Source organism: Lentzea sp. NPDC036949, assembly GCF_055608075.1.
Window position 1 is genome coordinate 1037505 of record NZ_JBVJRA010000001.1, and the last position, 19073, is coordinate 1056577.

Consider the following 19073-nt stretch of genomic DNA (forward strand, 5'->3'; position numbering starts at 1 on the left):
GTGAACCTCGCCCCGTTCAAACACGTCCTCGCGCTGCCCAGGGTCCGCCCGCTGGTGCTGTTGATGTTGTTTGCGCGGATGCCGTCGGCGGCGACCGGCGTGATCCTCACGCTGCACGTCGCCGTCACGCTGGACAAGGGCTACGGCGCGGCCGGGCTGGTCGGCGCGGCCGGCACCGTCGGCATGGGGCTGGGCGCCCCGCTGATGGGCAAGCTGATCGACGAGCGCGGCCTGCGCACGATGCTCGCGCTGAGCGTCACGGCGTCGGGCACGTTCTGGCTGGTCGCGCCGTTGATGTCGTACTGGGTGCTGCTGGCGGCGTCGTTCGCCGTGGGCCTGCTCAGCGTGCCGATGATGTCGGTCGGCCGGCAGATCGTCACCGCGCTGGTGCCGGTGGCGCAGCGCCGGGTCGCGCTGTCGCTCGACTCGATCTCCGTCGAGCTGTCGTTCATGGCCGGTCCCGCGCTCGGGGTGTTCGTGGCGACCCGGTTCTCCACCAGCGCGGCGCTGGTCTCCATCGGCATCTCGATCCTGGTCGCGGGTGTCCTGCTGTACGCGGCGAACCCGCCGATGGTGCACCAGGACGAGGTCCTCGACGGCCAGAAGCCGCGGGTGCGGGAATGGCTGCGCGGTCCGGTCGTCGGGGTGTTCGTGGTGTGCGCGGGAGCGACGCTCTGCCTGGTGGGCATGGAGGTCTCGACGATCGCGAGCCTGGAGCACGCCGGCAAGCAGAGCTGGCTCGGGATCGCGTTCTTCGCCATGTGCGCGTCGTCGATCACCGGCGGCCTGGTCTACGGCGGGGTGAAGCGGACGCCGAGCGTGCTCGTGCTGCTGGCGTTGATGGGGCTGTTCGAGATGCCGGTGGGACTGGGCGACGGCAGCGTGCTGTGGCTGTGCCTGCTGCTCATCCCGATGAACCTCATGTGCGCGCCGCTGATCGCGGCGTCCGGCGAGCACATCAGCCGGCTCGCCCCGGCCACGGCACGCGGGCTCGCCATGGGGTTGCAGGGCTCGGCGTTCACCATCGGCAGCGCGATCGGCTCACCGCTCGCCGGCGTGGCGATCGACCACGGCGGCGCACCGCTCGGGTACGTGGTGGTCGGCGCGGGCGGGCTGGCGGTGGCGGGGATCGGCTGGCTGCTCGCCCGGCGGCGCGACCGCGTGCCGGCCTGACGAAGGCCCCTCCGCGGAGGGGCCTTCCCGTTCTCAGGAGGTCAGCTTCGCCTTCACCGCGGCGGCCACCCGGCCACCCTCGGCGCGACCGGCCACCTCGGCGTTGACGGCCTTCATGACCTGACCCATCTGCTTCAGGCCGGGCGTCTCACCGGACTGCTCGGCCAGCGCGGCCACCGCCCTGTCCACAATGGACGCGATCTCGGCGTCGTCGAGCTGCTTCGGCAGGTACGCCTCCAGAACGGCGAGCTCGGCCCGCTCCAGCTCGGCCTTCTCCGCGCGCCCCGCACCCGCGAAGGCCTCCGCGGCCTCCTTGCGCTTCTTGGCCTCGCGCATCAGCACCTTCACGACCTCGTCGTCGCTGAGCACACGGGCCTGCTCGCCCGCGACCTCCTCGTTCGTCACCGCCGTGAGGGCCATGCGCAGAGCGCCGGCCGTGACCGTCTCCCTGGCCTTCATGGCCGCAGTCAGGTCGTTCTGCAGCCGCGTCTTCAACTCCGCCATGGCGCAGAACGGTACCGCCCGCCGGATGCGGCGCCGATCGAGTTATCCGTCTTCCGTACCCTTGACACGTGAACAAGCTCGGCCGCGCGCTCCTCGCCACGACCGCCCTCGGCACCGCGACCATCGCGTACGCGGCGGGAATCGAGAGAAGGCACTGGACCCTGCGCACCGCGACGGTCCCCGTTCTCGCCCCCGGCGCCAAGCCGATGAGGGTGTTGCACATCTCAGACCTGCACATGACCCCGAACCAGGTCTCCAAGCAGCGCTGGGTCGCCGCGCTGAACGACCTGGACCCGGACCTGGTCGTGAACACCGGCGACAACCTCGCCCACAAGGACGCCGTCCCCGCCGTCCTGCGCGCACTGGGCCCCCTGCTGGACCGCCCCGGCCTCTTCGTCTTCGGCAGCAACGACTACTACGCCCCGCGGATGAAGAACCCGGTCCGCTACCTGCTGCCCTCGGCCAAGACCAAGCGCATCCACGGCGTCACCCTCCCGTGGCGCGACCTGCGCGCCGGGATGATCGAACGCGGCTGGCACGACCTCACCCACGTCCGCCGCTCCATCGAGGTCGCAGGCCAGACCGTGTTCGCCGCGGGCCTCGACGACCCGCACCTCAAGCGCGACCGCTACGCCGACATCGCCGGCACCCCGGACCCCAGGGCCGCCCTGCGCCTCGGCGTCACGCACTCCCCGGAACCCCGCGTCCTCGACCCGTTCGCGGCCGACGGCTACGACTTCGTGATGGCGGGCCACACCCACGGCGGCCAGCTCCGCGTCCCGTTCTACGGCGCCCTGGTCACGAACTGCGAGCTCGACCGCGGCCGCGCCCGCGGCGTCTCCCGCTGGGGCTCCCACATGTGGATGAACGTGTCGGCCGGCATGGGCACCTCGCCCTACGCCCCGGTGCGTTTCTGCTGCCCTCCGGAAGCCTCGCTGCTGACCCTCGTTCCGAGGCCGGTCATGCCTGGTCAGGGCCGTAATGAGGGGGTCCGATTCGGAGCTGGGAAGAACATGATGTAGAGTTCTACTCGTTCCCACCGGGGTGTGGCGCAGCTTGGTAGCGCGCTTCGTTCGGGACGAAGAGGTCGCAGGTTCAAATCCTGTCACCCCGATTGAGAATCGGGCCTGGTTCCATCATGCGATGGTGCCAGGCCCGATTTTTGTTTGTGCGGAACGATTTCCGCCCGCTCGGGCCGCGCCTCGGCGGTGGTCGCCGGCGGCTGCTGCGGGTCTCGCTGGGACACGGTCTGATGCGCAGAGTCGAAGGTCCCGCACTTCCCGGAAAAAGTAGTGAATCCACGCTCAAACATCACACGATCGGGCGACACGTATCGACACGGACGGCCGCAGCAGTCACCGTGAGTTCACGGTCACAGCGCCATCGTTCCAGGTCAAACATGCGGAACGGCCACGTAGCGTTAGCCCCTACGAGTGAAGGTTGACGATTCAAGTCACGTTGCGTAACAGGCGCCAAGATCGACGCGACAAGCTGGACGACGTGTTCGGCACTTGTTGAACAAATCGGGAGACGCTCCATGAACTCCGCCGCCGCTGCGAAACCCCTTCACAAGTCGTGGCTCGTCGTAGCCGCCAAGACCGTTGTCGTGCTGCAAGCGCTGGCGATCGTGTACCTGCTGACGTCGGTGTGGGTGACCGTCGCCGTCGTCGCCGCTGTCGTCGTCGTGTTCGCGGCGGTCAAGGCGCTCGGCCGGGCGTCGAAGCAGGTCGACCGGATCTTCGAGGAAGAGCTCGGCTGAGCCGTGGGACCGGCGCTAGCTGAGGAACCCCCGCGCGGGCAGTCCCTCGGGGAACCGCTCCAGCGCCACGCCCGCCGCGGCGGCCAGCGCCTCCAGTGCCGACGTCTCCGACTCGGACGCGGTGTGCGGCACCGCCCAGTAGCACCCGATCGCCCCGATGGGCAGCGGCCGCAGGATCGGCGTCACGACCAGGCTCCGCACGAACGTCGGCCGGTACGCCTCCTGCGGGATGCGCGCGTCGAACCGGATGTCGGTGATCACGACGGTCTTGCGGTTCAGCATCGCCCAGCCGCTGATGCAGTTCGCGGCGGGGAAGCGCTGGCCCTTCCACAACGGGCTCATCGAGTCCTCGTCCGCGTAGTAGCAGAGGTCGCCGTCCAGCAGCACGAGGGTCGCGCCGTGGGAGCGCAGCAGCGAACGGGCCGTCGTGCGGACGATCCGCTGCACTTCCTCCAACGAGGTCGCCTGGTCGAGCAGTTCCGTCGTGTCGGGCATTCGTCAACGTTAACGCGCACGAAGCCGCGCAGCCAGGGATTCCGGTCCCGCCGGACCGCCCCTGACCTAGTGTTGGGTTGTGACGACGCACCCCGCTCCAGAGGTTCCGGACCAGCTCTTCGACGACCCCGCCGCGGAGACCACGTGGCGCGAACGGTTCACCGCACCCCGGATGAGCCTGCCCGGCTGGGCCGATGACGCACCCGACCGCGCGCTGTACCTGTCCAACGCGAGCGGGGTGTGGGAGATCTACTGCTGGGACCGCGCCACCGACGAGCACCGCAGGGTCACCGACCGCCCGAACGGCACGTCGCACGGCACGCTGAACCCGGACGGCACCGAGATCTGGTGGTTCGACGACCACGACGGCGACGAGTTCGGCGTCTGGGTGCGCGAGCCGTTCCACGCCGACGGCAGCAAGGCCGAGCCCGCCGTGGAGGGCGTGACCGCCGGCTACCCGGCGGGGCTGGAGATCGGCCGCGAGCTCACGGCCGTCGCCGCATCGACCGACGACGGCACCACCGTCTGGCTGGCCCGCGGCGACCGCACCGAGGTGGTCTACCGCAACGAGAACGACGCCGGTGTCACCGCGCTCGCCAAGGACGAGTCGCTGGTCGCCATCGCGCACTCCGAGCACGGCGACAACCGGCACATGGCGTTGCGCGTGCTCTCCACCGCGGACGGTTCCACCGCGGCCGAGAAGTGGGACGGCAAGGGCAAGGGCCTCGACGCCGTCTCGTTCAGCCCGGTCCGCGGCGACCAGCGCCTGCTCGTGCTGCACGAGCGCCGCGGTCGCGAGGAGCTGCTCGTGTGGGACGTCGCCGCCGACACCGAGCAGGAGATCGTCCTCGACCTGCCGGGCGAGGTCGCGGCCGACTGGTACCCGGACGCCTCGGCGTTGCTGATCGTCCACACGCACCACGCGCGCAACACCGTGCACCGCTATGACCTCACGACCGGTGAGCTGTCCACCCTGGACACCGCGCCCGGTGTGATCGGCTCGGCCGGCGTACGTCCCGACGGCACCGTCGAGTACTCCTGGTCGTCCGCGTCGAACTCGACCGTGATCCGCGCGCTGTCGGCCGACGGCACCGAACGCGTCCTCGTCGAACCCGCCGGCTCCCGCCCGGCCACGTCGCAGCCGCTGGAGGACGTGTTCGTCGGCGACGTCCACGCGCTGGTCTCGCGCCCGGCGGGGGAGGGCCCGTTCCCGACCGTCTTCATGGTCCACGGCGGCCCGCACTCCTCCGACGAGGACCGCTTCTCCGCCTACCGGGCCGTGTGGCTCGACGCGGGCTTCGCGATCGTCCACGTGAACTACCGCGGCTCCACCGGGTACGGCTCGAAGTGGCGCGACGCCATCGAGGGCCGCCCCGGTCTCACCGAGCTGGAGGACATCGCCGCCGTCCACGACTGGGCCGTCGAGTCCGGTCTGGCCGACCCGGCGCGGGTCGTGCTGAACGGCGCCTCCTGGGGCGGCTACCTGACGCTGCTCGGCCTCGGCACCCAGCCGGAGCGCTGGGCCGTCGGCATCGCGGGCGTCCCGGTGGCCGACTACCTCGCCGCCTACGAGGACGAGATGGAACCGCTGCGCGCCTTCGACCGCGCGCTCTTCGGCGGCTCCCCGGAGGACCTGCCCGACCTGTACCGCGAGTGCTCGCCGCTCACCTACGTCGACCGGGTCACCGCACCGGTGCTGGTCCTCGCGGGCGAGAACGACCCCCGCTGTCCGATCAGGCAGATCGACAACTACCTCGACGCCCTCGCGGAGCGCGGCCACACCTACGAGATGTACCGCTACGACGCGGGCCACGGCTCGCTGGTGGTCGCCGAGACCATGCGCCAGACGGCCGCTGAGGTGGACTTCGCCCGCCGCCACCTGGCGGGGTAGTCGCGGAACGGGGCCCTCCCGCCACGGTGGGAGGGCCCCGCCCGGGCCGGGAAATCACCTTGCCCGCGGAGTGACGATGTGGGGGTGAACCTCGCCCCCTTCCGGACCGTCCTCGCGCTGCCCGGTGTGCGGTCGCTGATGCTGCTGGTGCTGCTCGCGCGGATCGCCCCGACGGCGGCGGGCGTCACGGTGACGCTGCACGTCGTGACCTCGCTCGACAAGGGGTACGCGGCGGCGGGTGCCGTCGGGTTCGCGACCATGGTCGGCATCGGGCTCGGGTCGCCGCTGATGGGGCGGTTGATCGACCTGAGGGGTCTGCGGACCACCCTGGCCGTCAGCGCGGTCGTCGAGGGCGCGTTCTGGCTGACCGCGCCGATGATGAGCTACTCCCTGCTGCTGCCGCTGGCGTTCGCCAACGGGTTGTTCTCGGTGCCGGTGATGTCGATCGGCCGGCAGGCCCTCACGGCACTGGTGCCGGAACCGCAGCGCAGGCCCGCGTTCTCCCTCGACTCGATCTCCGTCGAGCTGTCGTTCATGGTCGGGCCGGCGGCGGGCGTGCTGCTCGCGACGAAGTTCTCGACCGGCCTGGCGCTCGTCTCCGTCGGCGTGGCGATCGTGCTGGCCTGCGTGCTGCTGTACGTGGTGAACCCGCCGCTGGTGCACGAGGACGAGGTGAGCGCGGAGCCGGCGCCGCGCTGGCAGGAGTGGCTGAGCGGGCCGATGGTCGCGGCGCTGATCATCCCGTTCGGGGCGACGATGGTGCTGTCGGGCATGGAGCTCGCCGCCATCGCCAGCCTGGAGCACGCCGGCCGGCAGGGCTGGCTCGGCGTGCTCTTCGTGGTGATGTGCGCGGCGTCGGCGTTCGGCGGGCTCGTCTACGGCGGTCTGCGGCGCGTGCCGGGAGGCGTGGTCCTGCTCGCGGGCATGGCGGTGCTGGAGCTGCCGGTGGGCCTCGGCGACGGCAACGTGGCGCTGCTGGCCCTCGCGCTGGTCCCGATGAACCTGTTGTGCGCGCCCACGATCGCCGCGTCGAGCGAGCAGATCAGCAAGCTCGCGCCCCCGTCGGCGCGCGGCGTGGCACTCGGCCTGCAGGGCTCGGCGTTCACGTTCGGGGTCGCGGCGGGACAACCGCTCGCGGGCCTCGCCGTGGACCACAGCGGGCCCGCGCTCGGGTTCGTCGTCGCGGGGCTGGCCGGACTGGTGGTCGCCGGTGTCGGCTGGCTGCTGAGCAGGCAGCGGACCGGCGACCGCGGTCAGGCCGTCTCGGCCACGTCCTGAGCGGAGTTCGCGAGGGCCAGGCCGGTCCGCAGCGCTCCGACGGCCTCCGACACGGCCTCGCGGAAGATCCCGCCGACGCCGAGCACGTTCGCGAAGCCGTGGAACAACCCCTCGTGCCGGCGCAGGACCACCGGAACGCCCTCGGCGGCCAGTCGTTCGGCGAACGCCTCGCCCTCGTCGCGCAACGGGTCGTAGCCCGCGGTCGCGACGTAGGTCGGCGGCAGCCCGGACAGGTCGTCGGCCAGCATGATCGACAGGCGCGGGTCGTGCCGGTCGCGGCCGCCGGAGCTGTACTGGTCGAGGAACCAGTCCATCTTCTCGTCGGTCAGGAAGAACCCGTTGCCGAAGACCTCCCGCGACCGGCGCCGCACCGACGCGTCCACGCCGGGGTAGAAGAGCAGCAGGAACGCCACGTCGACCTCGGCGCCGTGCGCGGTCACCGCGGCCAGGTTGCCACCCGCGCTGTCCCCGCCGAGCGCGATCCGGCGCGGGTCGACGCCCAGGTCCTCCGCCTTGGCCACGGCGTAGCGCAGCACCTCGGCCGCGTCGTCGGCCGCCGCGGGGAACGGGTGCTCCGGCGCGAGCCGGTAGTCCGCGGCCAGCACCCGCACGCCCGCCTCCCGCGCGAGGAACCGGCACAGGTTGTCGTGGCTCTCCAGGCTGCCGGTCACCCAGCCGCCACCGTGGTAGAAGATCAACAACGCGGAGCCGGGAGCCAGCCCGTCCGGCGTGTAGAGCCGCCCGGCGAACTCCCCGATCGCGAGGTCGCGGGTACCCACACCGGTGATCTTCTGCCCTGAGACGAGCTTCGAACTCAACTCCAGGTCTAGTCGGCTCTCCGATGCTGTCCTCGTGCGCCATCCGGTGCCGGACAGCTGCTGGAGGCGCAGCAGCAACTGGGCTTCGGGGTGCAGGTCCTGACCGTCCAGCCGGATCGGGCGGCCGGCGATCAGGCGGCGCACGGGAGCGGGCAGACCGAACGCGAAGCGCAGGGCGCCGGCCAGGACGCCGGCCCGGAAGTTCGACATGTGGTGCACGTTACTCGCGAGTAGTGCTGGATCTCCAGGTATCTGGAGGTGGAAGGATCGACGTCATGACGGTGACGGTGGTGGGCATCGGCGGCTCGATCAGGTCCGACTCGCAGTCCGAGCGGGCGCTGAGGGTCGCACTCGAGGGTGCCCGCGAGCTCGGCGCGCGGACCATCCAGTACAGCGGCCCCGAGCTGGTGCTGCCGTTCTACGACCCGTCCGTGCCGGAACGCACGGACATCGCGAGGAAGATGGTCGAGGACCTGCGCAGGGCCGACGGCGTGATCCTCGTGTCGCCCGGCTACCACGGCACGGTCTCCGGCCTGGTCAAGAACGCCCTCGACTACATCGAGGACCTGCGCGACGACGACCGCCCCTACCTCGACGGCCGCGCGGTCGGCACGATCACCGCCGCCTACGGCTGGCAGGCCGCGGTCAACACGCTCGCGGCGGTCCGCTCGATCGTGCACGCGCTGCGCGGGTGGCCCACGCCGCTGGGTGCCGCGATCAACTCCGCGCAGGTCAAGTTCGACGGCGACGGCTCCTGCTCGGACTCCGACGTCGACCGGAACCTGCGGGTCATCGGCCGCCAGGTCGTCGAGTTCGCGCTGCGCCACGCGTCACCCGTTGACGTGAACTGAGTCACCATCGGGCAGATAAGTCGTGCGCGATGCGTTCTCCCCGGTGGAAGCAACGTCCACTGACTCAAGGGAGAGCGGAATGGAAGCGCTGTACACGGCTGAGGCGACTGCTTACGGCGAAGGCCGCAACGGCGAGGTGCGCTCCTCCGACGGTGTGATCGACGAGGTCCTGTCGGTCCCGAAGGAGATGGGCGGCCCCGGCGGGGACGCGACCAACCCGGAGCAGCTCTTCGCGGCCGGGTACTCGGCGTGCTTCAACTCCGCCATCGCAGCCGTCGCGCGCGCCGGGAAGGTTCAAGTTGCGTCCTCCGAGGTAACCGCCAAGGTGGGTATCGGATCCAACGGGGCCGGCGGCTTCCAGCTCGCCGTCGAGCTCGCGGTGAAGATCCCCGGACTCGACCAGGCGGTCGCGGAGAAGCTCGTCGAGCAGGCCCACCAGGTCTGCCCGTACTCGAACGCGACGCGCGGCAACATCGAGGTGGCGCTCACCGTCACCGTCTGAGGAGGCGCGTTCAACAATGGCCAAGAACCCGATCACCAGCCCGCTCCCCGACGCCGACCGTGACGCCGTGGGGGCAGTGCTGCAGGCAACGCTCGTCGACCTCGTCGACCTGTCCCTGATCGGGAAGCAGGCGCACTGGAACGTGATCGGCAAGAACTTCCGCAGCGTCCACCTGCAGCTCGACGAGCTGGTCACCGCGGCGCGCACCGCCGCGGACCAGGTCGCCGAACGCGCGGCCGCTCTCGGCGTCACCCCGAACGGCACGGCGAGGACCATCGCCGAGTCGTCCGGCGTGCCCGAGATCGAGACCGGCTGGCTGAAGGAGGACCAGGTCGTCACGGCGATCACCAACTCCCTGGGCAAGCTCATCGCCCGCATGCGCTCCCGCATCGACGAGACCGACAAGCCGGACCTCGTCACCCAGGACCTGCTGATCGGCATCACGCAGGAGCTGGAGCAGGCGCACTGGATGTGGCAGGCCCAGTCCGCCTAGGACGCAGCCGGACGAAGACGACCAGGGCCCTCCCGCTCGAACGGCGGGAGGGCCCTGTCGGCTACCTGCGGGGTGGTCCACCCGGCTCGGTGGGCAGGGTGATCGGCGGCCCCGGGTTCGGGTCACCGGGACTCGGCGGCTGACCGCTCGTCGGTTCGGTCGGCACCGGCGGCGGCACGTAGCCGGACGAGACCGACAACGTGATCACCGTGCCGCGCAACGCGTTGCCGCGCGGCGACTGGCTGACGACGGTGCCCTTGGACTGCTCGGAGTTGACGGTCTGCTGGCTCGTCTTGTAGCCCGCCTGCTCCAGCACCCGCACCGCGTCGTTGACCTGGCGGCCGACGACGTCCGGGATCTGGATCTCGCGGCCGCCCTTGAGGTAGCGCTGCTCGACCGGTGCGAGCTGCGACACCGGCAGGTCGCCGTGAACCTTCGACATCGTGTCGAACCACGTGCGGGCCGGGACGGTGCCGCCGAAGATGTTGCCGTTGCCGCACAGGCGGGGTGCGCCGCCGACGCAGATCGGGCGCGGCGCGGTGCCGTCGTTGAACGTCTGCACCGCACCGGCGAAGTCCGGGGTCGCGCCGATGAACGCGGCCGACTTGTACTCCTCGGTGGTGCCGGTCTTGCCGATCATCGGGCGGGTCCACTTGAACGCGCGGGCGGCGGCCGCGGCCGTGCCGTTGCCCAGGTCGTCCTTGCTCATGCCCATCGCCAGGCCGTTGGCCAGGCCCTCGTTGACGACCTGCTCGCACGGCGCCTCGTTGACCGGCACGGGCTTGCCGTTGCGGTCGAGCACCTTCGCGAGCGGGGTCGGCGGGCACCACTTGCCGCCGGACACGATGGTCGCGGCGACGTTCGCGAGCTCCAGGGTGGACACCGGGGCGGGCGAGAGGGTGAACGAGGCGTTGCCGCCGTTCTGCTTGTAGAACTCGGTCTGCGAGATGCGGTTCTGCTTGTCCTTGGCCTTCGGGTCCGGCCGCATGCCCTGCAGGTTCGTCGCCATCGTGTCGCGCATGCCCAGCCGCGACGCCATGTCGACCACGGCGTCCATGCCGGTCTGCTCCTCGAGGATCACGAAGCCCGTGTTCGGCGAGGTCTGCAACGCCTGCTGCAACGACATCGACGACGGGTAGCTCGAGTCGAAGTTCGACAGGCAGTACCAGCGGGTGCTGGGCTCACCGGTGCTCGGGCAGCGCTGGGCACCGCCCTTGAAGACCCGCGAGGTGTAGGACGTCGGCGTCGCGATGGTGTTCTCGATGCCCAGGCCCTTCTCCAGCGCCGCGGCGGCGGTGAAGACCTTGTAGACGGAGCCGGCGCCGAACTTGTTCTCCACGCCGCTGGGCAGGTCGAACGTCGTCTGGTTCAGGTCGGCCTTCAGGCCGTAGTCGCGGTTGGCCACCAGCGCGAGCACGTCGTGGCGTTCCTTGCCGGGCTTCACGACGGCCATGGTGTTCGCGATCCCGGGCGTGCCCTTGGCGACTCCCGCCTCCGCCGCCGCCTTGGCCTGCGCGGTGATCCCTCTGTCCAAAGTGGTCTGGACGGTGTAGCCGCCGGTGCGCAGCTGTTCTTCGCTGAAACCCGCGCGTTGCAGGTAGTTCACGACGTAGGAACAGAAGAAGCCGTTTTCCGGTCCGGCGCCCACACAACCGTTCGGCGGGGTGCGCACCGGGTTCGCCAGGCCGAGGCCTTCCTTCTTCGCCGCCTCACCCGCGTCGCGCGACAGCTTGTCGTTCTCGACCATCCTGTCGATCACTTTGTTGCGCCGCTCCAGCGCTTTGTCCGGATACGCTTCGGGGTCGAGTGCTGACGGGCTGTTGACCATTCCGGCGAGCATCGCGGCCTGGGGAACCGTCAACTTGTCGGGCGTGGTGTTGAAGTAGGCCTGGGCGGCCGCCGCGATCCCGTAAATGGTCGAACCAAATGGGACGACGTTGAGGTAGCGGGCGAGGATCTCCTCCTTGCCCAGCTTCCGCTCCAGCTGCAGGGAGATCCGGGCCTCGCGCATCTTGCGCGCGATGGTCTGCTCCTGCGCCTTGGCCTGCTCCAGCTTGTTGTTCCGCGCCACGACGTGGACCAGGTAGTTCTTGACGTACTGCTGGGTCAGCGTGGACGCGCCCTGCGTCACGGCGCCGCTGACCTGGTTCGTCAGACCGGCGCGGATGGTGCCCTTCCAGTCCACGCCCTGGTGCTCGTAGAACCGGCGGTCCTCGACCGAGATCAGCGCCGCCTTCATGGTCGGCGAGATCTTCTCGGGCGGTGTCAGGACTCTGTACTGGTCGTACAGGTAGGCGATCGGGGCGCCCTCCCTGTCGGTGACCGTCGTGATCAGCGGTGGGTCCGTGGTCACGAGGTCGGCGGAGATGCTGTCCACGGTGTCGCTGGCCCGGTTCGACACCAGACCGGTCGCGCCCACGACTGGGAACAGCATGCCGGCGAGGAGAACCCCAGCCAGCAGGCACAGGCCGAGCATCTTGAGCACGCCATTCCTGACTCGCACGCGCCTCAGCGTACGCCGTACACGAACGGGTGAAGGTGATCAGTAAGGGCCGTTACTCAGCATGAGTAGACATACGCAAGACAGGTAACAGTCGGGTGACCCAGGCTTGGAAGGGGAACCGAACGGCACTACAGTCCGTCAACGTCCAAGGAATGCAGTCGTAGCTCGAACGCTACGGCATCCGTGGCAGGGGTGTGGCGGATTTCCACATTTGGACAGCACTGAGGAGTGGGGGATATGAACCAGGGGGATTGGCGTATCAACGCTTCGTGTCGTGATGAGGAGCCGGATCAGCTCTTCGTGCGCGGTGCGGAGCAGCGCAAGGCGAAGCTCGTGTGCCTCGGTTGTCCGGTGCGCATGGAATGCCTGGCCGAAGCGCTCGACAACAGGATCGAGTTCGGTGTCTGGGGCGGCATGACGGAGCGTGAACGACGCGCTCTCCTGCGTCGCCGTCCCGACGTGACGTCCTGGTACGAATTGCTCGACAATGCGCGCCAGGAACACCACGAGGACACGCGGGTCGGCTAGTTCCGCGGCTCCGCACGGAAGATCAACGAGGCTCTACTCCCCGGCGAGCCGGCGGCCGATCTCGCGCAGGCCGTCGAGGTCGTGCACGTCCGCGGGCAACGCGGGCACGCCGACCAGGGCGACACCGGGGTGGGCACGCGTGAACCGGGCCAGCAGCCGCTTCTCCCGATCGGCGACCGCCACCCGGTCCGCGTGCAGCCGGAGCACCGCCGCCGCGAGCGGCGCCTCACCGGAACGGTCGAGGTCGTCCGCCGCGGCGTGGGCCTTCGCCGCGGGCAGGTCCGCCGCCAGCACGGGGTGGGTCCTGTTCGCGACGAGCCCGCACAACGGCATGTTCTCCGCGCTGAGCCGCTCCACGAAGTAGCTGGCCTCGCGCAGCGCGTCCGGCTCCGCCGCCGCCACCACCACGAAACCGGTGCCCGGCGAGCGGAGCAGCTCGTACGTGCGCTGGGCCCGTTCGCGGAACCCGCCGAACATGCTGTCGAAGGCCTGCACGAACGTCGACGCGTCCTGCAGCAGCTGGCCGCCGACGATCGTCGACACCGCGCGCGTGAACAGGCTGAAACCGGTGCCGACGATCTTCAACAGGCCCCGGCCGCTGGCGCGCGCCGGTGCCGAGAGCATGCGGATGAACCTGCCGTCGAGCACAGTGGACAGCCGCTGCGGCGCGTCCAGGAAGTCGAGCGCCGACCGGCTCGGCGGGGTGTCGACGACGATCAGGTCCCACTCGTCCGCGGCCACCAGCTGGCCCAGCTTCTCCATCGCCATGTACTCCTGCGTGCCGGAGAACGACGACGAGATGGTCTGGTAGAAGGGGTTCGACAGGATCTGGTCGGCCCGGTCGCGCCCGGCGTGGGTCAGCACCATGTCGTCGAACGTCCGGCGCATGTCCAGCATCATCGCGAACAGCTCGCCCTTGGGCTCGAAGCCGTCGACGACGACCTCGCGCGGGTGGTTGTCGAGCTCCCGCAGCCCGAGCGACTGGGCCAGCCGGCGTGCCGGGTCGATCGTCAGCACCACCACGCGCCGGCCCCGTTCGGCCGCCCGCAGCGCCAGCGCCGCCGCCGTCGTCGTCTTGCCGACACCACCCGACCCGCAGCACACGAGCACGCGCGTGGCCGGGTCGTCGAGCAGCGGGTCGAAGTCGAGCCTGTTCACCGCACACCCGCCGCGACCAGCACCTCGGCCAGCTCGTAGAGCGCGGCCACGTCCACCCCGTCGGTCAGCTCCGGCAGGTCGAGCGTCGGCAGGTCCGACTCGCGCAGCAGCTCCATCGCCTCCTGCTGCGAGCGCACCCGGATGGCGTGCTCGACGGTCTCGTCCACCAGGTCGTCCAGCGTCTCCTCCGCGAGGTCCAGCCCCGCCGCCACGAGCCCGGCGCGCACCCGTGCCGCGTCCACCCTGCCGTCCGCCGCCGCGGGCAGCGACCTGGCCGGCAGCCGCGTCGGCTGCACCCGGTTCACCAGCACCGCGCCGGGCCGCAGGTCCGCGGCGTCCAGCTCGGCGACCGCGTCGAGCGTCTCGCGCACCGGCATCTCCTCCAGCAGCGCGACCAGGTGCACCGCCGTGTCACCGGAGTGCAGCAGCCGCACCACGCCCTCGCTCTGCCCCTTGATCGGCCCGACCTTCGCGAGGTCGGCCATGGCCTTCGTGACGTCCAGGAACTTCACCACCCGGCCGGTCGGCGGCGCGTCCAGCACCACCGCGTCGTAGCAGTGCCTGCCGCCGTCGCCGGTGCGGTTGACCGTCTCCTTCACCTTGCCGGTGAGCAGCACGTCCCGCAGGCCGGGGGCGAGGGTGGTCGCGAACTCGATCGCGCCCATCTTGCGCAGCGTCCGGCCGGCGAAGCCGAGGTTGTAGAACATCGCCAGGTACTCCAGCAGCGCGGCCTCGGCGTCCACGGCGAGCGCGTGCACCTCACCGCCGCCCGGCGCGGACGCGATGCGCTCCTCGGAGTAGGGCAGCGGGGCCCGGTCGAAGAGCTGGGCGATGCCCTGCCTGCCCTCCACCTCCACCAGCAGCACCCGGCGGCCCCCGGTGGCGAGCGCGAGCGCCAGCGCGGCCGCGACCGTGGTCTTCCCGGTGCCGCCCTTGCCGGAGACCACGTGCAGACGGGCTCTGGTCAGCTCCTCGGTCCACGACGTCACCCGTCCAGACTATGTGTGAATCCGGCCGGACGTGGATCGGTCGGTCAATCGACCAGGGTGAGGAAGAGAACGGCCATGGCGGTCGCCGCGACCAACGCCCACGCCACGACCGACGGCAGGAAGAACGCGATGCCCAGCGTGACGAGGGCCACGACCACGAGCCCGATCAGCCCGGCCTGCCGGACCTGCACCCGCTGGCTGTGCTTGCGGTCCCGCACCTGGGCCATGGCGACGAGCACCAGCACCAGCCCGCCCACCGCGAACGCGCCGGTGGCGATGACGCGCCAGGTCTCCATGTGATCAAGGTAGCCCGATCGGCCGGAACCGCGCAGAGGTCGTTCGGGTGGCGGGTTAGGCTTCCGCGCATGACGAAGTGGGAGTACGCGACCGTTCCGCTGTTGATCCACGCCACCAAGCAGATCCTCGACCAGTGGGGCGAGGACGGCTGGGAGCTGGTCACCGTGCTGACCAACCCCACCGGTGAGCAGCACGTCGCGTACCTGAAGCGGGTGAAGGCATGACCTGGTCCGCTCGCCTCGACGAGCTCGGCATCGAGCTCCCCGGCGTCGCCGCACCGCTCGCCGCCTACGTCCCGGCCGTGCAGAGCGGGTCCTGGGTGTTCACCTCGGGCCAGCTGCCGTTCGTCGACGGCCAGCTCCCGGCCACCGGCAAGGTCGGCGCCGACGTCTCCCCGGAGGAGGCCAAGGCCTACGCCCGGACGTGCGTCCTGAACGCGCTGGCGGCGGTCCACGACCTCGTGGGCGTTGACTCGATCAAGCGGATCGTGAAGGTTGTTGGCTTCGTCGCCTCCGCGGAGGGCTTCACCGGTCAGCCCGGTGTCGTGAACGGGGCGTCCGAGCTGCTGGGGGAGATCTTCGGTGACGCGGGCAAGCACGCCCGTTCCGCCGTGGGCGTCGCCGAGCTGCCGATCGGTGCGCCGGTCGAGGTCGAACTGGTCGTCGAGGTCTGAGTCTCCCGGTCCCCGTCCCGGGTTTCCGCTGAAGGGTGTGACATGTCGGACACGTGCCACGAACTGCTGCTGCGGCTCGCCGGACGCATTCCGGACGACCTGCTCTGGCGGTACCGGGACTGGGCGGCCTCGGACGCGTACGCGGTGCTCGCGCGGTCGTTGCCGCGCACCCTGCTGCACGGGCGCATCCCGCTGACCGACCACGAGATGCGCCTCCTTCAGGACGCGCTCGTGCCCTACGGGGCCGAGCCGGGGGCCGTCAGTTCGGTCAAAGGGCTGGACGAACTGCCCCCCACCGACTACACCTTCTCCCCGGAATCACCCGATCGGGTGCCGATGGGGGATTCCGCGACCGTCGTGCTCGGTGCCACGCTGCGAGGCCGCCACGGGGTCGGTGAGGTCCGTTCCTGCTGGCGCATCGGCCCCGAGGGGGTCAACCGCGTCCTGCTGGTGGCGGCCACCACCGGTCACGCGAGGCTGACCGGCGAGCTGCAGCGCGTGCTGCGGGCGCTGGGCGAGCCCGACCCGTGCGTCGAGGTCGTGCCGTCCGGTCTGGACCTGCCGCCCTACCACCGGGCGGCGCTGGCGGCATCGGAGCTGGTGTGCGCCGGCGCCGAGTCCGAGGAGCACCTGGTGCTCAGCTAAGGAGAGTTGCCGTGACGAACGACGGTGTCGGCCTGCCGGTCCGTCTGCACGATCTCCTGCTGTCGATGGCCGGGCGCGTCGACGACGACGCCCTGTCGAAGGCGCGCGAGTTCCTCGCCGTCGGAGAGCTGGACCGCGCGGTCGAGCTCCTCGTCGGCACGCTCCTGGCAGGCGGCATCCCCGTGCTGCCCGACGAGCGGGCCGCCATCACGTGGGCGCTGCACGAGGTGCGTTCCGACGCGAGCCTGACCGACCGCATGCCGGTCGTCGAGGTGCTGCCGTTCATCCGGCACCGCTTCACCTCCGACTCCGACCCGGCGGCGGACCTCGGCCCGCTGCTGTCGCGCGCGGTGTCGGTGCTGCCGGACGTGCGCGCGGTGCGCTGCGTCTGGCGTTCCTCGCCGGCCGGGGCCACCCCCGGGCCGCTGCCGCAACGGGTCGTGCTCGTGGACGTGGGTCCGCAGGGCTTCGCGCCCGCGACCGCGTACCGGGTCGACACGGTGCTGCGCAAGGCGGGCATCCGGGCCGCGGTCGAGGTGCTGGCCGTCGGCACGCAGCTGGGCGACTACCACGCCTCCGCCGTGACGTCCTCGCGTCCGGTGCCCATCTCCGGGGCGCAGGTGGCGTCGATGCCACCACCGGCACCCGCGGGCGTGGGGCACGAGCCCACCTGGTTCGACCAGTCGGAAGAACTTCCCGCTCCGGCGCCGGTGGCCGAGCCGACACCGGCGCCGGAGCCAGTGGTGGAGGAGTCCGGCTCACGTTTTGCCCGCACGCCGTCCCTGGAGGGGTCGCAGCCCTTCCCGCCCAAGCCCGTGAAGCGGATCTCCGTGGCCCCGGCAGAGCCGGAGCCCGAACCGGAGCCGGAACCGGTGGTGGAGCTGGAGCCGGTGCCGGAGGCGTTGCCGGAGCCCACCCCGATCAACCGGGCCGAGGTCACCATGGAACTGCGCGGCGACGAGCTGGCGGCCCTGCAGGCCGCGCTGGCCGAACCGCCCGCGGAGTCGTCCGGTGTGGACGCGAACCTCAGCGAACGCGAACGCGCGTTGCTGCAGCAGCTGCACGAGGAGCTGGCGCAGCGCGAGCAGTCCGGCGCGAAGACGTCCGACGCCGGTCGCTGGCAGATCGACCGGTCATCGGCGCGTCAGTCGGCGTTCGGGGCCACGAACAACGGGCACCAGCAGCAGTGAGGGCGACTCGTGCTCCCGGGGCGGACGTCACGCCCCGGCCTTGCGCCGCGCCAGGTCGATGACCTTCTGCAGGTGCAGGCCGCGGCGCACGTCGCACTCGTGGGTGGTGGTGCCGCTGTGCACCATCGCCACGAAGTCGTCGAGCAGGTTCGTGTAGCAGTCGGAAGTGGACGTGTCGCGGCCGTTCAGCGTGCGGTGGCCGTTCGGCCCGAACACGGTGAAGTCCGTGAACGGCGGCTGCAACGGCAACGACAGGGTGAGCGTCAGCGTGCTCGTCGCACCGCCCGCGTGCTGCAGGATCAGCTGCCACAGCCCGGTCTCCGACACGTTCGCCGCGAGCACGTCGGTGATCTCGCCCAGTGCCGCGTCCAGCAGGTCGAACGCGTGCGGGCCGATGTCGTCGAGCGCGCCCCTCTCGTGCCGCCACGGCGAGTTCGAGAACGGCCCGTCGAGCAGCGCGCCGGTCAGCCAGCGGCCGTCCGCGCCGGTCCAGCCGCCGGTGCGGTGCAGCTGCCTGAGCAGCTCCTTGGTCTCCGGGGCGTAGCGGCGGGTCAGCACGACGAGCGACGCCACGTCCGCGTCGCTCACGGCCTGCGCGAGCCGCTCGGCCACGTCCGCGGACTCGGCGATCGGCTTCTCCAGGACGACGTGCTTGCCCGCGTTCGCCGCCGTGATCGCCATCGGCGCCTGCACGCCCGGCGGCACGCAGAACGCGACGGCGTCCACAGTGGACAACATGTCCTCGTAGGACTCGAACGCCTCGGTGCCGTGGGCGTTCGCGAGCCGCTGCGCCGCCTCGGGCCTGCGGGCCCAGACGCCGGCGAGCCGGGTGCCGGGGTGGTTGGCGAGACCGGGGGCGTGGACCATCTCCGCCCACGGTCCGGCACCGACGAGTCCTACGCGCAGCTGTTCGTCCACTCGCCCATCCTGCCTCAGAGGTAGCTGGCCCTGGGGACGAAGATCTCGCCCCCGTTGTCGAACTTGAGCCGCAGGCCGTCGGGCGTGCTCTCGCGGTCGGGGTCGTGTTCCCACCCGGCGGGAACGGTCACCACGTGACCGCGGTCGGGCGTGGGCCCGAGCCAGATCTCGTAGCCGGTGCCGCCGACCACGCGCTCGACCTTCTTCACGTACACGCCGGGGGACTCGGCGGTCGGGTCGACGCTGATCACGGTCGTGCGGTCGGGCAGGAACAGCAGGACGGCCGTCACCGCCGTCAGCCCCGTTCCCACCACCACGCCGAACAGGACCAGCAGCATCTTCACCAGGCAGCCGGAGACCTTCGTCGCCATCACACCATCCTCACGTCAGCGCGGTCGTACGCTCGGA

22 protein-coding genes and 1 tRNA gene are annotated in these 19073 nt (G+C 70.8%); 14 read left to right on the top strand and 9 right to left on the bottom strand.

Annotated elements, in window-relative coordinates; translation table 11 throughout:
* Complete coding sequence (locus ACZ7CD_RS05265) at window positions 1-1173, top strand: MFS transporter (RefSeq protein ID WP_470378340.1); 1173 nt, start codon at window positions 1-3, stop codon at window positions 1171-1173.
* A 33-nt stretch (window positions 1174-1206) separates the two neighbouring features.
* Here ACZ7CD_RS05265 and ACZ7CD_RS05270 read toward each other — a convergent pair whose 3' ends face one another.
* Window positions 1207-1677 (bottom strand): GatB/YqeY domain-containing protein, encoded by a 471-nt coding sequence (locus ACZ7CD_RS05270; protein WP_470378341.1) that lies wholly within the window; start codon window positions 1675-1677, stop codon window positions 1207-1209.
* Between the two features lie 68 nt (window positions 1678-1745).
* On the opposite strand from ACZ7CD_RS05270, the gene ACZ7CD_RS05275 reads away from it, so the two are divergent.
* The 3 genes from ACZ7CD_RS05275 to ACZ7CD_RS05285 all read left to right on the top strand — a co-directional run bounded on the left by ACZ7CD_RS05275 (window position 1746) and on the right by ACZ7CD_RS05285 (window position 3436).
* A complete protein-coding gene (locus ACZ7CD_RS05275) occupies window positions 1746-2699 on the top strand; it encodes a metallophosphoesterase (protein WP_360385041.1) in 954 nt (317 codons plus the stop codon).
* An 18-nt stretch (window positions 2700-2717) separates the two neighbouring features.
* Window positions 2718-2791: transfer RNA gene (locus tag ACZ7CD_RS05280), tRNA-Pro, on the top strand.
* Window positions 2792-3214: 423 nt separating this feature from the next.
* Window positions 3215-3436: a hypothetical protein gene (locus tag ACZ7CD_RS05285; protein ID WP_470378342.1), complete on the top strand. Its 222-nt coding sequence runs from the start codon at window positions 3215-3217 to the stop codon at window positions 3434-3436.
* A gap of 15 nt (window positions 3437-3451) precedes the next feature.
* Here ACZ7CD_RS05285 and ACZ7CD_RS05290 read toward each other — a convergent pair whose 3' ends face one another.
* On the bottom strand, window positions 3452-3931 hold the full coding sequence (locus ACZ7CD_RS05290) for a GAF domain-containing protein (protein WP_458429695.1): 480 nt from the start codon (window positions 3929-3931) through the stop codon (window positions 3452-3454).
* 79 nt (window positions 3932-4010) lie between these two features.
* On the opposite strand from ACZ7CD_RS05290, the gene ACZ7CD_RS05295 reads away from it, so the two are divergent.
* Window positions 4011-5822 carry a prolyl oligopeptidase family serine peptidase gene (locus ACZ7CD_RS05295; RefSeq protein ID WP_360385051.1) on the top strand — a complete coding sequence of 604 codons (1812 nt, stop codon included), beginning with the start codon at window positions 4011-4013 and terminating at the stop codon, window positions 5820-5822.
* Window positions 5823-5906: 84 nt separating this feature from the next.
* Window positions 5907-7100 carry an MFS transporter gene (locus ACZ7CD_RS05300; RefSeq protein WP_470378343.1) on the top strand — a complete coding sequence of 398 codons (1194 nt, stop codon included), beginning with the start codon at window positions 5907-5909 and terminating at the stop codon, window positions 7098-7100.
* On the opposite strand, the gene ACZ7CD_RS05305 is transcribed toward ACZ7CD_RS05300, so the two are convergent.
* Window positions 7076-8128 (bottom strand): alpha/beta hydrolase, encoded by a 1053-nt coding sequence (locus ACZ7CD_RS05305; RefSeq protein WP_470369641.1) that lies wholly within the window; start codon window positions 8126-8128, stop codon window positions 7076-7078. The genes ACZ7CD_RS05300 and ACZ7CD_RS05305 overlap by 25 nt on opposite strands.
* A gap of 65 nt (window positions 8129-8193) precedes the next feature.
* Between ACZ7CD_RS05305 and ACZ7CD_RS05310 the strand changes: the two genes are divergently transcribed.
* The 3 genes from ACZ7CD_RS05310 (at window position 8194) to ACZ7CD_RS05320 (ending at window position 9764) form a co-directional block, all read left to right on the top strand.
* Window positions 8194-8769, top strand: a complete 576-nt coding sequence (locus ACZ7CD_RS05310; protein WP_360385058.1) for an NADPH-dependent FMN reductase — start codon at window positions 8194-8196, stop codon at window positions 8767-8769.
* Between the two features lie 79 nt (window positions 8770-8848).
* Complete coding sequence (locus tag ACZ7CD_RS05315; RefSeq protein WP_325512784.1) at window positions 8849-9271, top strand: organic hydroperoxide resistance protein; 423 nt, start codon at window positions 8849-8851, stop codon at window positions 9269-9271.
* Window positions 9272-9287: 16 nt separating this feature from the next.
* A complete protein-coding gene (locus ACZ7CD_RS05320; RefSeq protein ID WP_360385060.1) occupies window positions 9288-9764 on the top strand; it encodes a Dps family protein in 477 nt (158 codons plus the stop codon).
* Between the two features lie 61 nt (window positions 9765-9825).
* On the opposite strand, the gene ACZ7CD_RS05325 is transcribed toward ACZ7CD_RS05320, so the two are convergent.
* Entirely contained in the window at window positions 9826-12267 is a 2442-nt protein-coding gene (locus ACZ7CD_RS05325) for a penicillin-binding protein (protein ID WP_360385062.1), read from the bottom strand.
* Window positions 12268-12504: 237 nt separating this feature from the next.
* Here ACZ7CD_RS05325 and ACZ7CD_RS05330 point away from each other — a divergent pair, with 237 nt between their 5' ends.
* Window positions 12505-12795: a WhiB family transcriptional regulator gene (locus ACZ7CD_RS05330; protein WP_360385064.1), complete on the top strand. Its 291-nt coding sequence runs from the start codon at window positions 12505-12507 to the stop codon at window positions 12793-12795.
* 33 nt (window positions 12796-12828) lie between these two features.
* On the opposite strand, the gene bagB is transcribed toward ACZ7CD_RS05330, so the two are convergent.
* The 3 genes from bagB to ACZ7CD_RS05345 are packed head-to-tail and all read right to left on the bottom strand — an operon-like array spanning window position 12829 to window position 15238.
* A complete protein-coding gene (gene bagB / locus ACZ7CD_RS05335) occupies window positions 12829-13953 on the bottom strand; it encodes an ATPase BagB (protein WP_360385066.1) in 1125 nt (374 codons plus the stop codon).
* Entirely contained in the window at window positions 13950-14942 is a 993-nt protein-coding gene (bagA, locus tag ACZ7CD_RS05340) for an ATPase BagA (RefSeq protein ID WP_360385068.1), read from the bottom strand. Before bagA ends, bagB begins: the two co-directional genes overlap by 4 nt.
* A 44-nt stretch (window positions 14943-14986) precedes the next feature.
* Entirely contained in the window at window positions 14987-15238 is a 252-nt protein-coding gene (locus tag ACZ7CD_RS05345) for a hypothetical protein (RefSeq protein ID WP_360385070.1), read from the bottom strand.
* 69 nt (window positions 15239-15307) lie between these two features.
* Between ACZ7CD_RS05345 and ACZ7CD_RS05350 the strand changes: the two genes are divergently transcribed.
* The 4 genes from ACZ7CD_RS05350 to ACZ7CD_RS05365 are packed head-to-tail and all read left to right on the top strand — an operon-like array spanning window position 15308 to window position 17747.
* The gene (locus ACZ7CD_RS05350; protein WP_086668176.1) at window positions 15308-15463 is read left to right on the top strand and encodes a DUF4177 domain-containing protein; all 156 of its coding nucleotides are present in this window, start codon (window positions 15308-15310) and stop codon (window positions 15461-15463) included.
* Window positions 15460-15912: a RidA family protein gene (locus ACZ7CD_RS05355; RefSeq protein WP_360385072.1), complete on the top strand. Its 453-nt coding sequence runs from the start codon at window positions 15460-15462 to the stop codon at window positions 15910-15912. Before ACZ7CD_RS05350 ends, ACZ7CD_RS05355 begins: the two co-directional genes overlap by 4 nt.
* Window positions 15913-15954: 42 nt before the next feature.
* Window positions 15955-16557 (top strand): hypothetical protein, encoded by a 603-nt coding sequence (locus tag ACZ7CD_RS05360; protein ID WP_360385074.1) that lies wholly within the window; start codon window positions 15955-15957, stop codon window positions 16555-16557.
* Window positions 16558-16568: 11 nt separating this feature from the next.
* Window positions 16569-17747: a hypothetical protein gene (locus ACZ7CD_RS05365; RefSeq protein ID WP_470378344.1), complete on the top strand. Its 1179-nt coding sequence runs from the start codon at window positions 16569-16571 to the stop codon at window positions 17745-17747.
* 27 nt (window positions 17748-17774) lie between these two features.
* Here the strand turns inward: ACZ7CD_RS05365 and ACZ7CD_RS05370 are convergent, their stop codons facing one another.
* Window positions 17775-18665, bottom strand: a complete 891-nt coding sequence (locus ACZ7CD_RS05370; RefSeq protein ID WP_458429687.1) for a Gfo/Idh/MocA family protein — start codon at window positions 18663-18665, stop codon at window positions 17775-17777.
* Between the two features lie 14 nt (window positions 18666-18679).
* Window positions 18680-19036, bottom strand: a complete 357-nt coding sequence (locus ACZ7CD_RS05375; protein ID WP_360385080.1) for a hypothetical protein — start codon at window positions 19034-19036, stop codon at window positions 18680-18682.
* Between the last annotated feature and the right edge of the window lie 37 nt (window positions 19037-19073).

What these genes read in the sequence shown, in the direction of transcription:
- ACZ7CD_RS05270 (WP_470378341.1), bottom strand. Translation starts at nt 1,677, where the DNA reads ATGGCGGAGTTGAAGACGCGGCTGCAGAACGACCTGACTGCGGCCATG.
- ACZ7CD_RS05285 (WP_470378342.1), top strand. Translation starts at nt 3,215, where the DNA reads ATGAACTCCGCCGCCGCTGCGAAACCCCTTCACAAGTCGTGGCTCGTC.
- ACZ7CD_RS05290 (WP_458429695.1), bottom strand. Translation starts at nt 3,931, where the DNA reads ATGCCCGACACGACGGAACTGCTCGACCAGGCGACCTCGTTGGAGGAA.
- ACZ7CD_RS05305 (WP_470369641.1), bottom strand. Translation starts at nt 8,128, where the DNA reads ATGTCGAACTTCCGGGCCGGCGTCCTGGCCGGCGCCCTGCGCTTCGCG.
- ACZ7CD_RS05310 (WP_360385058.1), top strand. Translation starts at nt 8,194, where the DNA reads ATGACGGTGACGGTGGTGGGCATCGGCGGCTCGATCAGGTCCGACTCG.
- ACZ7CD_RS05315 (WP_325512784.1), top strand. Translation starts at nt 8,849, where the DNA reads ATGGAAGCGCTGTACACGGCTGAGGCGACTGCTTACGGCGAAGGCCGC.
- ACZ7CD_RS05320 (WP_360385060.1), top strand. Translation starts at nt 9,288, where the DNA reads ATGGCCAAGAACCCGATCACCAGCCCGCTCCCCGACGCCGACCGTGAC.
- ACZ7CD_RS05330 (WP_360385064.1), top strand. Translation starts at nt 12,505, where the DNA reads ATGAACCAGGGGGATTGGCGTATCAACGCTTCGTGTCGTGATGAGGAG.
- ACZ7CD_RS05345 (WP_360385070.1), bottom strand. Translation starts at nt 15,238, where the DNA reads ATGGAGACCTGGCGCGTCATCGCCACCGGCGCGTTCGCGGTGGGCGGG.
- ACZ7CD_RS05350 (WP_086668176.1), top strand. Translation starts at nt 15,308, where the DNA reads ATGACGAAGTGGGAGTACGCGACCGTTCCGCTGTTGATCCACGCCACC.
- ACZ7CD_RS05355 (WP_360385072.1), top strand. Translation starts at nt 15,460, where the DNA reads ATGACCTGGTCCGCTCGCCTCGACGAGCTCGGCATCGAGCTCCCCGGC.
- ACZ7CD_RS05360 (WP_360385074.1), top strand. Translation starts at nt 15,955, where the DNA reads ATGTCGGACACGTGCCACGAACTGCTGCTGCGGCTCGCCGGACGCATT.
- ACZ7CD_RS05375 (WP_360385080.1), bottom strand. Translation starts at nt 19,036, where the DNA reads ATGGCGACGAAGGTCTCCGGCTGCCTGGTGAAGATGCTGCTGGTCCTG.